A 12,862-nucleotide genomic window follows, 5' to 3' on the forward strand; every position below is an offset into this window, starting at 1 on the left:
CATCGAAACCTCCATGACTGATACAGCGCCAAGGGCAGTTGCAGGTCACGCAACCAAAGAACGACGCGCCGCATGGGTTTTGACCGCGCCGGCCCTGATATTGATGGTGATCGTCCTGCTGGTGCCAATCATCATCGCGGGGGTGCTGTCCTTCACCAGCTATTCGCTTGGAAACAGCGGTTTTGATTGGGTCGGCAGCCGCAACTATGAAAAGCTGTTTACCCGTTCGGCCTATGAAAAGATGTTTCTGGCCACATTGACCTATGTGGTGACCGTGGTGCCGATCTCGGTCGGGCTTGGGCTGGGGGCCGCGCTGCTGATCAATTCGCTGGGCCGGTTCCGCGAGATCTACAAGACGATCTACTTCCTGCCGGTCATGGCGACGCTTCTGGCGATGGCGATTGCGTGGGAGTTCATGCTTCACCCGTCAATCGGTATGGTGAACCGCACGCTGGAAATGAGCTGCGGCACATTTCTGGAACAGATCTGGCCCTTCCTGGCGCAGGGCTGCGCTGACCGCTTCCCGGTCTGGCTGGGCGACAAACGCTATGCGATCTGGGTGATATGCTTTATCGGCATCTGGCAGGGGTTCGGCTTTAACATGGTGCTGTATCTGGCCGGGCTGACCAGCGTCCACCGTGAGCTGTATCACGCCGCAGAGATGGACGGGGCCAAATCCGCTTGGGAGCGGTTCCGGCTGGTAACCTGGCCTGCGCTGGGGCCGACCACTGTATTTGTCGTCACCATCACCTGCATCCGCGCCTTTCAGGTCTTTGACACCATCGAGGCCTTCTGGCCGCAGGGCGGCGGGCCGAACAAGTCCACCTATGTGATGATGTTTGCCATTTTTGAGAAGGGCATCCAGCAGAACCTGATCGGGATCGGCTCGGCAATCACCATGCTGTTCCTTGCCTTCGTCATGTTTCTCACGCTGATCCAGCGCTGGCTGGTGGAACGAAAGGTCCATTACAAATGACCCGTGACTGGTGGAAGCACCTGATCCTGATCCTTGGCGTGATCGTTGTCCTTGCGCCGTTCTACATGATGGTCAGCTATTCGTTCAAATCCCCAGGTGAGATTGACCGGGGAGAGGGCGGATTTTTCGGACGGCAGGAAATGATGGTGGATGAGCGCTGTGTCAAGCTGCGCGACCCCAGCCGTGATGATATCGCTGCCGCAGCGAACCGTTTCCCGGGGCAAAGCGACAGTGCGATCCGGGAGCTGCTGGTGGCAGAGGCTACGGCTGAGTGCTCGATGCGGCCTGTCGTCTTCAACTATTCCAAGGCTTTCACCGAGGCGCCGCTGCTGCGCTATCTGCTGAACGGGGTCATCGTGACGGCGTCGATCTTCCTGATCCAGGTCGTGGTCGCGCTGCCTGCGGCCTATGCCCTGGCCAAGCTGAAATTCTGGGGCCGGGATGCGGTTTTCGGATTGGTGCTGTTCTGCCTCTTGATCCCCGTTCACGCCATTGCGCTGCCGCTTTACATCATGCTGGCCAAGCTGGGGCTGACCAATACCTATGCCGCGCTTGTTGTGCCCTGGACGATTTCGGTCTTTGGCATCTTCCTGATGCGCCAGTTCTTCATGACGGTGCCGGATGATCTGATTGACGCGGCGCGCATGGACGGGATGGGCGAATTCGCCATCGTCTGGCGGGTCATGCTGCCCACCGCAATCCCGGCGCTGCTGGCCTTTGCCATTTTCTCGATCGTGGCCCATTGGAACGACTACTTCTGGCCCCGCATTGTGGTGACCGGAAACCGCGACCTGTTTACGCCGCCTTTGGGCCTGCGTGAGTTCAAGGGAGATGGCGACGGGTCATTCTTCGGCCCGATGATGGCCACCGCCACCGTGATCGTCACCCCGCTGATCGTTGCGTTCCTGCTGGCGCAGAAGCGCTTCATTGAAGGGATCACCTTGAACGGAATGAAATAAGTTTCGGGTGCGGGCTGCCCCGCACCCTCCCGTAATCCCGACTGGGATCAACCCGGAGCGTGCATCGCCAAACACAAGCGCTCCACGTTTGGAATGAGAGGAAGATTTCCATGAAAACCGCCCTGTCTGCAATGGCCCTGGCGCTGACCGCTGCCGCCGCGATGGCCGAAGACACCGTGACCATCGAATTCGCCTATCCCTACAGCCATCTGTTCGACGTCACCTACGAGGCCATGATGCCGGCCTTCAGGAAAGCGCATCCGAATATTGATGTGAAATTCCGCGCCACCTATGAATCCTACGAGGACGGCACCAACACCATCCTGCGCGAAGCAGTGTCCGGCAACCTCCCCGATGTCACAATGCAGGGTCTGAACCGTCAGCAGATCCTGGTCGACAAGGGCATCGCCAAATCGCTGGAACCGTTCATCGCCAAAGAAGCGGATTTTGCCAAGAATGGCTACCACGAGGCCATGCTGTCGCTGTCGACCTTTGGCGAAAACGTTCACGGCCTGCCGTTCTCGGTCTCGCTGCCGGTTGGCTATTACAACATGGACCTCCTGCAAGAAGCCGGAGTTGAAACCCTGCCCACCACCTGGGACGAGGTGATCGGCATGTGCGAAACCATGAAGGCCAACGGCATCGACAACCCGATTTTCTGGGGTTGGAACATCACCGGCAACTGGTTCATGCAGGCGCTGATGTGGTCACAGGACAAGGCGATTGTCGACAACGGCCGTGTGACTCTGGACAGCCCCGAGGCACTGGCCGCCATGGAGCAGATGCAGGAGATCTTCACCAAATGCGACATGCAGAATCTCGAGTGGAAGGCGGCGCTGGCCTCCTTCTCGGCGGGTGAGATCGGCATGATGTTCTGGTCGACCTCGGCCCTGGGCGCTGTCGAACGCTCGCAAGGTGAGTTCGCGCTGAAAACCGGCCCGTTCCCCGGCATGGGCGAAACTCCCAAAGGCCTGCCTGCGGGTGGCAACGCCGCCATGCTGACCTCAACGTCGGATGATCCGAAAGTGCAGGAGGCCGCCTGGGCCTGGCTCAAGTTCATCACCAGCGGCGAAGGCGCAGCCGAAGTGGCCAAGACCACCGGTTACATGCCGCCGAACAAGGCCGCGAACGAGGTGATCCTAGCTGATTTCTATGACCAGAACCCGAACAAGCAGACTGCCGTGGATCAGCTGCCGCTGCTGCGCGACTGGCTGGCTTATCCGGGCGACAATGGTCTGGCGGCCACTCAGGTGATCTACGACGGCATCGAACGCATTGTCACCGGCGACGCCACCGACATGAAAGCGCTGCAGCAAGAGATGGTCGAAGAAGTCGCCGACCTGCTTCCCAACGGCTAACGCCTTCTTTCCGGCTGCGCGCGCACCTGCGTGCGGCCGGTTCTTCTTCGGGCAGAGTAAGAAAATGAAAATCATCCATATTTCAGACATTCACCTGACAGTCCCCGGCGAGGAAATGGGCGGGCTGAACCCCCATGCCCGGTTCGCAAGCGCTCTGGCGCACGTGATGGAAAACCATGCCGATGCCGCACGCATCATCATTACTGGCGATCTGGCCCACTGGGGGGAACGCGCAGCCTATGAAGCGCTGCAAGCTGCCGTCGCCGATCTGCCGGTTCCGGTGCGGCTGCTGATTGGCAACCACGACGACCGGGCAACCTTCCGGTCCGTTTTTGCGGATCATCCCGTGGACGAAAACGGCTTCGTCAATCATGCTGAAACAGTCGACGGTGCGCGCTTCATCTATCTCGACAGCGTGGGCGAGCGCACTCATGCCGGGCATTTCTGCGCAGTCCGCCGGGCTTGGCTGCGGGCCGAGCTTGAAAGTTGCGAACGCGCACGCATTTTTCTGCATCACAACCCGATGCTGTTGGGGTTGCCCGCCGAAGACAAGATCGCCTTGAACAAGGATGATCGCAGCCCTTTTCAGGGCCTGATCAGAGCCCATGCAGAAAAAATTGACTACATCCATTTCGGCCATGTTCATGCGCCCATCCACGGGTGCCTGGCGGGTGTCCCTTTTGCCAGCGTGCCTTCGACAGGCAACCAGTCAATACCAGACCTGAGTGAAACTGAACTGCTGAAAGGTGCCCCGATGGATCCGGCCTATTTTGTGTTTCAGATCGACGGGCGCGACACCACCATCCATCAGATCCCCTTCGCTTGGGAAGGCCCGGTCATGACAGCTGGAACAGGATGGGAAGATTGGGCAAAACCGGTCGAGGCAGCGGAATGAAGCCTTGTCTTCCGCAAGTCCGTGACGGGCTGCTTGCAGTCGTTGGACAATGCGGCACGGACGGAAGCTCTGCCCGCTCACAAGTCAAATAGATTGGGATATTGCCAGGTCCCATATTTGCGCAAACCGGGCGCCGCTTGCCAGCCAACCGACACATGCGGCGAGAGATAGCCGTGTCCTGCGCTTGTGCCGGATGCATCCTGCCATGCAGACCTTCCTGGAAGACGGGAGGCCCCTCAAAAACAAAAAGCCCCGGACGCAATGCCGGGGCTTTGATATCTCAAACTGTTGCCGGACGCGCTCAGCGGCGGCGGTCGCGGCGGGAGGACATCGGCTGGAAGGCCACGCCCACATGCGCCTCGCAATAGGGTTTGCCCTGCTGGGCGGGCAGGCCGCAGAACCAGAAGTCCTCAGTCGCCGGGTCGCCCACCGGCCATTTGCAGGTGCGCTCGGTCAGCTCCATCAGGCCCAGCTTCTTGGCTTTCTTCTCGACCTCGTTCACCTTGGCCAGCGCCTCGGGGCTGATCTCATTGGCGGAGGGCTGCGGCGGCAGCGGCTGGCCGGCCGGGATGATCTGGCGGCGGGCAGGCGTTGCCGGCTTGGCGTCGGCTGCAGGCTGGGCCGCGGCCGGGCGGGCCGGTTCGGTCTTGGGCTGCGGCTTGGGCTTGGGCGCCGCGGCCGGTTTCGGCGCGGCGGCTGCGGGCGCTGCCGCGGGCTTTTCCTTGGGTTCAGCCGCCTTGGCGCCGCCGCTGTTGCGGTTGGACAGGCCGAGCCGGTGCACCTTGCCGATCACGGCGTTGCGGGTCACGCCGCCCAGTTCCTTGGCGATCTGGCTGGCCGACTGGCCTTCGCCCCACATTTTCTTGAGCAGTTCGACGCGCTCGTCTGTCCAGGACATCTGTTGCCTTTCCAAGCTAATAGCGGCCCCAGGGGTTCTGCGGCCGCCATCATATTCCGTGTGATCGCTCTATTCTAATCACTGCGGGCGGAGTTACAAGGCATCTTGCGCCCCAAGCGGCAGCCGTTATGCAGGCAAAGCAGCAAAAACACAGGGGGCATCATGGCAGATCAGGGATATCAGGTCGAACTGGGCGCGCGCAGGTTCGGACAGGTGAACTGGCTGGGGCTCAAGGCGCTGGCCTGGCGCGAGGTGAAGCGGTTCCTGGTGGTCTGGACCCAGACCCTGCTGGCGCCCCTGGTGACCGCGGCGCTGTTCCTGATGATCTTCAACATCGCCATCGGCCCCAGGCGCGGCGACGTCATGGGCGTGCCGTTCCTGACTTTCCTGGCGCCGGGCATCATGATGATGACGGTGATCCAGAATGCCTTTGCCAATACCTCCTCCTCGATCGTGATTGCCAAGGTGCAGGGCAATATCGTCGACACGCTGATGCCGCCCCTGTCGGGGCTGGAGATCCTGCTGGGCTACCTGGCGGGCGCGGTGGCCCGCGGCACGCTGGTGGCGCTGGGCATCGGGCTGGGTCTGATGGCCGTTCTGCAGATCGTGCCCGCGCATCCGCTGGTGGCGCTGCTGTTCATCGTGCTGGGCGCAGCCTTTCTGGGGGGCTTGGGGATCGTGGCCGGGGTCTTTGCCGACAAGTTCGACCAGATGGCGGCGATCACCAATTTCATCGTGACGCCCTTGGCGTTCCTGTCGGGCACCTTCTATTCGGTGGAGGCGCTGCCGCCGGTGCTCAAGGCGATTTCGCATCTGAACCCGGTGTTCTATCTGATCGACGGGGTGCGATTCGGGGTGATCGGCACGTCGGACAGCTCGCCCTGGCTGGGGCTGGCGGTCTGCGGCGGCGCGACCCTGGCGGTCTGCGGCCTGGCCTGGCTCATGCTGCGCACCGGCTACCGGCTGAAGCCCTGATCCGGCGGCCAAGCGGCGTCCTGCGGAACGCCGGCCTTACCGCGCGGCGGGGGCGGCTGATGCGGCGGTTGGCTTGCGCCGTCCCTCCCGCCAGGCGAGGAGGGCGGCGCCGGCCAGGATGATCACGGCTCCGAACACGGAAACGCCATCCGGCACCGCGCCAAAGCCGAGAAAGTCGTACAGCGCCGCAAAGACCAGCGTGGCATAGCTGAACGGCGCCACAAACGATGCATCGGCGCGCGCCATCCCGTTGATGAAACAGGCCTGCGCGCAGGCCATCAAGAGCCCCAGCGCCGCCAGCGCGCCCCACTGTCCCGGGGTGGGCATCTGCCAGACCGGCAGCACCGCGCAGCTGGCAATTGCCAGCCCCAGCAGGTTGTTGACCCACAAGACCTGCAAGGGCGCCTCGCGGCCCGCCAGCTTCTTGATGAAGATCAGCTCCAGCCCCATCACCGCCGCCGCTGCCAGCGCCAGCAGCGCCGCGGGCTGAAAACTGGCGGGCGTGGGCCGCAGCAGGATCATCGCACCGATCATGGCAATCAGCGCAGCGCCCCAGCGCCAGGGGCCGACCCGCTCACCCAGGAGCGGAATGGCCAGCAGCATCCCGAAGACCGGGTTCAGGAAGGTGATCGCGGTGGCGTCGGCCAGCGGGATGTAGGCGACGGAGGCAAACATCAGCGTGACCCCTGCCCAGCCAAAGGACGTGCGGCCGATGTGATAGCCCCAATGCGGGCGGGTGAACCGCGGCCGCAGGATCAGCACCGCCGTTGAGATCGCCATAAAGGCAAACAGAAAGCGGCCATGGCTGATCTGCATCGGGTGAAGCGGCGTCCCCAGCAGATCCGTCCCCAGCGCCTTGGCCATCAGCGTGGTGCCGGCAATGAAGGTTGTCGCTGCCAGGATCAGGGCAGCGGCCAGGGGCGGGTTCTCAGGGGTCTCACGGCTCATCGCCAAGCGGTGCGGCAAGCCGCGGCGGGATGCAAGGGGAAATGGTTCGGTGCCTGCCTTACGCTGAAGGGCCAGAAGGGGCGCGGCCCCGCAGGTTCGAGGGAAGAGGGGCGCTGCCCCTCTTGGCCTGGCGGCCAATTCACCCCGGAGTATTTCAGCAAAGGTGAATGGGACGGGCGGCGCGCTGCGGCGGTTTGGCGGGAAGGGGTGCACAAAAGGGGTTTTCTTTCGATGAAACCTCCACTATGGAACCTGCCCATGATCAAACGCGCACATACCACCATTTCGCGACGCCGACGCCGCCTGGCGTGACCGGCCACTGATCTGTTGTGCCTGCCATGCGGCACATCCCCCCTTCGAAATCCTATGATCCCCCGTTGACCCAAGGCCAAGCTTACGTCACAGCTTTGGCTTCTATCTGTGAAAAGGATGATCCTGATGATCCCGTCCGTTCTGCCGACCTACAACCGTGCACCGCTGGAATTCGTCAAAGGCGAAGGCGCCTGGCTGACCACGGCGGACGGGCGCCGCTTTCTGGATTTGGGCTCCGGCATCGCGGTGAACGCGCTGGGCCATGCGCATCCGGCGCTGGTGGAGGCGCTGACCACCCAGGCACAAGCCTTGTGGCATGTCTCCAACCTCTACCACATCCCCCAGCAGCAGGCGCTGGCGGACAAGCTGGTCGAGCATACCTTTGCCGACACCGTGTTCTTCACCAACTCCGGCACCGAAGCCTGCGAGCTGGCCGTGAAGATGGCGCGCAAGTATTTCTACGACAAGGGCCAGCCGGAGCGGGTGGAGATCATCACCTTTGACGGCTCCTTCCATGGCCGGTCTTCGGCGGGGATCGCGGCGGCGGGCTCCGAGAAGATGGTCAAGGGCTTCGGCCCGCTGCTGCCCGGCTTCGTGCATCTGACCTTTGGCGATCTGGACGGTGTGACTGATGCGATCAGCGAAAGCACTGCCGCGATCATGATCGAACCGGTGCAGGGCGAGGGCGGCATCCGCCCGGTTCCCGACGCAGAGCTGAAGGCGCTGCGCCAGATCTGCGATGACAACGGCCTCTTGCTGATCCTGGATGAGGTGCAATGCGGCGTCGGGCGGACCGGCAAGCTGTTTGCCCATGAATGGGCGGGCATCGCGCCCGACATCATGATGGTGGCCAAGGGCATCGGCGGCGGCTTCCCGCTGGGCGCGGTGCTGGCCTCTGAGGACGCGGCCAGCGGCATGACCGCGGGCACCCATGGCTCCACCTATGGCGGCAATCCGCTGGGCTGTGCGGTGGGCTGCGCGGTGTTGGACCACATCGCGGATGAGGCCTTCCTGGCCGAGGTGAACCGCAAGGCGGGCCTCTTGCGGCAGAAGCTGGAAGGGCTGGTGGCCGATCACCCGGAAGTGTTCGAAGAGGTGCGCGGTTCCGGCCTGATGCTGGGCCTCAAGTGCAAGGCGGTGAACGCTGATGTGGTCAAGGCGGGCTATGACAACGAGCTAATCACGGTCCCGGCTGCGGACAACGTGATCCGGCTGCTGCCGCCGCTGACCCTGACCGATGAGGACATCGCCGAGGCCGTCAGCCGCCTGGAAAAAACCGCCGCCCAGGTCGAAGCTGCCTGATTTTCACCTTTGCAGAAATACTCCCGGGGGTCCGGGGGCAGGCGCCCCCGGCCTTCGCCAGAACAAAGCGATACCGACATGAACCATTTCCTCGACATCCACAAAACCGGCCCCGCCGATCTGCGCGCGATCATCGACCAGGCCAAGGCCACCAAGCAGGCCCGCCTTGGCCGCCCCAAGGCGGCGCTGGATGATGAGCTGCCGCTGAAAGACAAGATGGTGGCGCTGATTTTTGAGAAACCCTCGACCCGCACCCGGGTGTCCTTTGACGTCGGCGTGCGCCAGATGGGCGGCGAGACCATGGTGCTGTCGGGCAAGGACATGCAGCTGGGCCATGGCGAGACCATCGCCGACACTGCCCGGGTGCTCAGCCGCTATGTCGACATGATCATGATCCGCACCTTTGATGAGACCGTGCTGACCGAGATGGCGGAATACTCCGACGTGCCGGTGATCAACGGGCTGACCGACCGCACCCACCCCTGCCAGATCATGGCCGACATCCTCACCTATGAGGAGCACCGCGGCCCGATCCAGGGCAAGAAGGTGGTGTGGTGCGGTGACGGCAACAACGTCTGCGCGTCCTTCCTGCATGGGGCCGGCCAGTTCGGCTTTGACCTCACCTTTGCGGGCCCGGCGCAGCTGGACCCGGAAGACGAGTTCGTCGGTCTGGCGCGCCAGGCGGGCTCCAAGGTGGTGATCGAGCGCGACGCGGCCAAGGCGGTCGCAGGCGCGGACCTGGTGGTCACGGATACCTGGGTGTCGATGCATGACAGCCAGTCCTCTAAAGAGCGCCGCCACAACATGCTGCGGCCCTATCAGGTCAATGCCGAACTGATGTCCCACGCCAAGCCGGACGCGCTGTTCATGCATTGCCTGCCGGCCCACCGCGAGGAGGAGGCGACCAGCCAGGTGATGGACGGGCCGAACTCGGTGATTTTTGACGAGGCCGAAAACCGGCTGCACGCGCAAAAGGCCATCATGCGCTGGTGCGCCGGCGGCTGAGGCTGCCGGGGCACCGTCAGGTTCCTGAACTTGCGGCCTGCGGGGATGGGGCACTCCCGCCCGCCGCGGCGCATTCCCCGGAATGCGCCCTGACCGTTGGGCGTGGCGCCGGGCCTGCGGCCCGGCGCGGCCCGTAACACGCAGGCATTGCGCTTGTTGCACTGGCCTTGCGTCGGAGTACCCAGGCCCGTGCCGCGCTGTCAGCTCTTGTGCGGCGGGTGAATTGCCCCCAGCATCTCTCCATCACATACGGGGAGGTCCAGCGATGGCAGATACATCAGCAAAACCGGTTGCACTGATCGTGGGGGCAGGGGCGGGCCTGTCGGCCTCCCTGGCCCGGGCGCTGTCCCGGGACGGCTATGCCCTGCATCTGACGGCGCGCAGCACGGATAAGCTGGAAGGGCTGGCGGCGGAAACCGGGGCGCAGGTGCATGCGCTGGATGGCACCGATGCAGAGGGGATCCAGCAGCTTGTCCAGGGCGTGCAGGGCGCATTGCGGGTGGCCTGCTATAACCCCTCGGCCCGGGTCCGCGGCCCCCTGACGGAACTGGACCCGGAGCAGGTCCGCAAGGCGGTGGAGGTGACCGCACATGGGGCGTTCCTGCTGGGGCAGGCAGCGGCCAAACGTATGCTGGCGCAGCAGCCGGAGAACGGCCGTCTCGGCACCATCCTGTTCACCGGCGCCTCGGCCGGGGTAAAGGGCTTTGCCCACTCGGCGCCCTTTGCCATGGGAAAGTTTGCGCAGCGCGGGCTGGCGCAATCAATGGCGCGGGAGCTGCATCCCAAAGGCATTCACGTGGCTTGGGTCAATATCGACGGCGGCATCCGCAATGCCTCCCGCCCTGAAAGGGTAGAGAGCGCGGACAATCCGGACAGCATGCTCGACCCGGATGCGATTGCCCGGGAATACATGCACCTGATCCAGCAGGACCGCTCTGCCTGGAGCGATGAACTGGTGCTGCGGCCATGGGTGGAGCGCTTCTGAGCGCAAAAGAAAAGCCCCCGCAGGCGGATGCTGCGGGGACTTTGTGATTGGCCGGGCTGAACGGCTCAGCCGACGAAGGTGTTGAGCACCAGGTAGATCACGGCCGACAGAAGTGCTGCGGCGGGCACGGTGATCACCCAGGCGGCCACGATGGTCATGAAGTGGCTGCGGCGCACCAACTTGCGGCGGCGGCGTTCCTCCGGCGCGATGCGCCTTTCCACCGGGCGGCCTGCGGCGGATTTCTTCAGGCGGCGCTCCATATGCCACTCGCGGAAGAAGCCGACGCCGAACACCGCGCCCACGGCAATGTGGGTGGAGGAGACCGGCAGGCCCAGCCAGCTGGCCACGATCACGGTGATGGCTGCCGACAGCGACACGCAATAGGCGCGCATCGGGTTCAGCTTGGTGATCTGGCTTCCGACCATGCGGATCAGCTTGGGGCCGAACAGGAAGAGGCCGAAGGAGATGCCGAAGGCTCCGATCACCATCACCCAGGTCGGGATGGTGACCTTGGAGGCGAAATCGCCGAACTCGGTGGCGTGCACGATGGCGGCCAGCGGGCCAACGGCATTGGCCACGTCATTGGCGCCATGGGCAAAGGACAGCAGTGCCGCGGAGATCACCAGCGGCAGGCCGAACAGCGCCTTGAGCGACTTGTTGCGGTTCTCCATGCCCTCGGACTGGCGTTTGATCAGCGGCGCGGTGATGACATAGGACAGCGCACCAATGGCAGCGCCGATCAGCAGCGCGGTCTGGAGGTCGATCTTGACGATCTTCTTGAGGCCCTTCAGCGCCAGGTAGGAGGCAAAGGCGCCTGCCATGATCCCGACCAGAACCGGCACCCAGCGGCGGGCGGCGGCAATCTTGTCTTCTTGGTAGATGATCTTGGCCTTGATGAAGGCGAGGAACAGCGCGGCGATGATACCGCCCAGCACCGGCGAGATCACCCAGCTGGCGGCGATCTTGCCCATGGTGGGCCAGTTCACCGCGGCGGTGCCTGCGGCAGCCACACCGGCGCCAAGCACGCCGCCCACAACCGAATGGGTGGTGGACACGGGGGCGCCGACCCAGGTGGCCAGGTTCACCCACAGGGCGGAGGAGATCAGCGCCGCCATCATCGCCCAGATGAACACGTTGCTGCTGGCCACCGCGGTGGGGTCGATGATGCCCTTGGAAATGGTCGAGACCACGTCGCCGCCCGCCAGCAGCGCGCCTGCGCTTTCGGCGATGGCAGCGATCACGATGGCGCCGCCCATGGTCAGCGCGTTGGCGCCCACCGCCGGGCCCATGTTGTTGGCGACGTCATTGGCGCCGATGTTGATCGCCATATAGGCGCCGAATGCGGCGGCGGCGATTACCACCATGCTCATGGCGGAGCCGCCGAAGAAGACGCCGGCCCCGAGGCCTGCCAGCACGATAAAGGCCAGCGCGATGCCCGGCGCCACCAGCGGGCGGGAGACATAGGCGGTGGCGAGTTCAAGCTGGGAGATCCGGTTCAGGTCCTTGTCCAGCGTGGTCCATTGCGTGCGCTGGGGTGCATCGCTCATTGTCGTATTCCTGATTCTGAGGTCTGCGGACGCGCCTAACGCCGCTCCGGGAGCGGTTCAAGCGTCTGACATGAAAATGTCACATAACTTTTACAATTGACGTAACAGAACCTGCAGCTGCGGCTCATGCACCAGTTCCGCAGCCTGCTCCGGGCGCATCCACTGGCGCTTGCGCTGATCGGATTCGGGGTAATCGTCGGCAAGTGTTTCCACTTCGGCGGCAAAGATCAGCGTGGTCACCGGCTCATCAAGGCCGTGATCGCGGCGTTTGACGTAATTGAATTCGCCGATGGGCTGCCTGGAAACTTTCGCGGATCTGACGCCGGCTTCCTCCCAGGCTTCCTGCAGGGCAGAGGCGGGACCGTCCTTGCCTTCGACCGGCCAGCCCTTGGGGATGATCCAGCGGCCGGTGCCGCGGCTGGTGATCATCAGCACTTCTTTGCCGTCCGCGCCCATGCGGTAGCACAGGGCGGCAACTTGCAGGCGGTTGGGTCGTTTCAGCATCGGCCTGAGGATTTCCTCCCAGGCGCGGGTCAGGGTGCGGGTCATTTCTGCTCAGCCTTTGGTGTTGGGTTTGCCCCGTGTTCTTGTGCGAAGTTGTGGGAAAGTATGCGTACTTGCCCGGAATTTCAAGGCTGCCGCCTGAACGGAGCCGTCCTGCGCGGTTCTCCAGCTGCGCATTGACGGTCCGCTTGCGGCATC

General features: G+C 63.5%; 12 protein-coding genes. 8 read left to right on the forward strand and 4 right to left on the reverse strand.

All coding sequences use genetic code 11. The features are described 5' to 3' along the window. The first annotated feature begins 13 nt into the window (after positions 1 to 13). The 4 genes from ACXAED_RS14040 to ACXAED_RS14055 all read left to right on the forward strand — a co-directional run bounded on the left by ACXAED_RS14040 (position 14) and on the right by ACXAED_RS14055 (position 4,188). Entirely contained in the window at positions 14 to 976 is a 963-nt protein-coding gene (locus ACXAED_RS14040) for a carbohydrate ABC transporter permease (protein WP_475053118.1), read from the forward strand. Beyond that, positions 973 to 1,935 carry a carbohydrate ABC transporter permease gene (locus ACXAED_RS14045; protein ID WP_475050778.1) on the forward strand — a complete coding sequence of 321 codons (963 nt, stop codon included), beginning with the start codon at positions 973 to 975 and terminating at the stop codon, positions 1,933 to 1,935. Before ACXAED_RS14040 ends, ACXAED_RS14045 begins: the two co-directional genes overlap by 4 nt. A gap of 110 nt (positions 1,936 to 2,045) precedes the next feature. Further along, positions 2,046 to 3,293, forward strand: a complete 1,248-nt coding sequence (locus ACXAED_RS14050; protein WP_475050780.1) for an ABC transporter substrate-binding protein — start codon at positions 2,046 to 2,048, stop codon at positions 3,291 to 3,293. Between the two features lie 64 nt (positions 3,294 to 3,357). Further along, positions 3,358 to 4,188 (forward strand): metallophosphoesterase, encoded by an 831-nt coding sequence (locus ACXAED_RS14055; RefSeq protein WP_475050781.1) that lies wholly within the window; start codon positions 3,358 to 3,360, stop codon positions 4,186 to 4,188. Positions 4,189 to 4,489: 301 nt separating this feature from the next. Here ACXAED_RS14055 and ACXAED_RS14060 read toward each other — a convergent pair whose 3' ends face one another. Next, positions 4,490 to 5,086: a GcrA family cell cycle regulator gene (locus ACXAED_RS14060; RefSeq protein WP_027234793.1), complete on the reverse strand. Its 597-nt coding sequence runs from the start codon at positions 5,084 to 5,086 to the stop codon at positions 4,490 to 4,492. Positions 5,087 to 5,248: 162 nt separating this feature from the next. On the opposite strand from ACXAED_RS14060, the gene ACXAED_RS14065 reads away from it, so the two are divergent. Next, positions 5,249 to 6,061: an ABC transporter permease gene (locus tag ACXAED_RS14065; RefSeq protein WP_475050783.1), complete on the forward strand. Its 813-nt coding sequence runs from the start codon at positions 5,249 to 5,251 to the stop codon at positions 6,059 to 6,061. A 36-nt stretch (positions 6,062 to 6,097) separates the two neighbouring features. On the opposite strand, the gene ACXAED_RS14070 is transcribed toward ACXAED_RS14065, so the two are convergent. Continuing rightward, positions 6,098 to 7,009 carry a DMT family transporter gene (locus ACXAED_RS14070; RefSeq protein WP_475050786.1) on the reverse strand — a complete coding sequence of 304 codons (912 nt, stop codon included), beginning with the start codon at positions 7,007 to 7,009 and terminating at the stop codon, positions 6,098 to 6,100. A gap of 438 nt (positions 7,010 to 7,447) precedes the next feature. Between ACXAED_RS14070 and ACXAED_RS14075 the strand changes: the two genes are divergently transcribed. From ACXAED_RS14075 to ACXAED_RS14085, 3 genes are all read left to right on the forward strand, one after another. Then, positions 7,448 to 8,623, forward strand: a complete 1,176-nt coding sequence (locus ACXAED_RS14075) for an acetylornithine transaminase (protein WP_475050788.1) — start codon at positions 7,448 to 7,450, stop codon at positions 8,621 to 8,623. A gap of 78 nt (positions 8,624 to 8,701) precedes the next feature. After that, entirely contained in the window at positions 8,702 to 9,628 is a 927-nt protein-coding gene (argF, locus tag ACXAED_RS14080; RefSeq protein ID WP_475050789.1) for an ornithine carbamoyltransferase, read from the forward strand. A 265-nt stretch (positions 9,629 to 9,893) separates the two neighbouring features. Then, entirely contained in the window at positions 9,894 to 10,613 is a 720-nt protein-coding gene (locus ACXAED_RS14085; protein ID WP_475050792.1) for an SDR family NAD(P)-dependent oxidoreductase, read from the forward strand. 65 nt (positions 10,614 to 10,678) lie between these two features. Here ACXAED_RS14085 and ACXAED_RS14090 read toward each other — a convergent pair whose 3' ends face one another. Both ACXAED_RS14090 and ACXAED_RS14095 read right to left on the reverse strand, forming a co-directional pair. Further along, positions 10,679 to 12,160, reverse strand: coding sequence for an inorganic phosphate transporter (locus ACXAED_RS14090; protein ID WP_475050793.1), 1,482 nt, complete (start codon positions 12,158 to 12,160; stop codon positions 10,679 to 10,681). Between the two features lie 90 nt (positions 12,161 to 12,250). Beyond that, positions 12,251 to 12,709 (reverse strand): NUDIX hydrolase, encoded by a 459-nt coding sequence (locus tag ACXAED_RS14095; protein ID WP_475050795.1) that lies wholly within the window; start codon positions 12,707 to 12,709, stop codon positions 12,251 to 12,253. Positions 12,710 to 12,862 lie beyond the last annotated feature (153 nt).

The organism is Leisingera sp. ABM4_103, assembly GCF_056158685.1.

Bases quoted from the DNA above. Each gene is read 5' to 3' on its own strand.
- ACXAED_RS14050 (WP_475050780.1), top strand. From the start codon at position 2,046: ATGAAAACCGCCCTGTCTGCAATGGCCCTGGCGCTGACCGCTGCCGCC.
- ACXAED_RS14060 (WP_027234793.1), bottom strand. From the start codon at position 5,086: ATGTCCTGGACAGACGAGCGCGTCGAACTGCTCAAGAAAATGTGGGGC.
- ACXAED_RS14045 (WP_475050778.1), top strand. From the start codon at position 973: ATGACCCGTGACTGGTGGAAGCACCTGATCCTGATCCTTGGCGTGATC.
- ACXAED_RS14055 (WP_475050781.1), top strand. From the start codon at position 3,358: ATGAAAATCATCCATATTTCAGACATTCACCTGACAGTCCCCGGCGAG.
- argF (WP_475050789.1), top strand. From the start codon at position 8,702: ATGAACCATTTCCTCGACATCCACAAAACCGGCCCCGCCGATCTGCGC.
- ACXAED_RS14075 (WP_475050788.1), top strand. From the start codon at position 7,448: ATGATCCCGTCCGTTCTGCCGACCTACAACCGTGCACCGCTGGAATTC.
- ACXAED_RS14040 (WP_475053118.1), top strand. From the start codon at position 14: ATGACTGATACAGCGCCAAGGGCAGTTGCAGGTCACGCAACCAAAGAA.
- ACXAED_RS14090 (WP_475050793.1), bottom strand. From the start codon at position 12,160: ATGAGCGATGCACCCCAGCGCACGCAATGGACCACGCTGGACAAGGAC.
- ACXAED_RS14085 (WP_475050792.1), top strand. From the start codon at position 9,894: ATGGCAGATACATCAGCAAAACCGGTTGCACTGATCGTGGGGGCAGGG.
- ACXAED_RS14065 (WP_475050783.1), top strand. From the start codon at position 5,249: ATGGCAGATCAGGGATATCAGGTCGAACTGGGCGCGCGCAGGTTCGGA.
- ACXAED_RS14070 (WP_475050786.1), bottom strand. From the start codon at position 7,009: ATGAGCCGTGAGACCCCTGAGAACCCGCCCCTGGCCGCTGCCCTGATC.
- ACXAED_RS14095 (WP_475050795.1), bottom strand. From the start codon at position 12,709: ATGACCCGCACCCTGACCCGCGCCTGGGAGGAAATCCTCAGGCCGATG.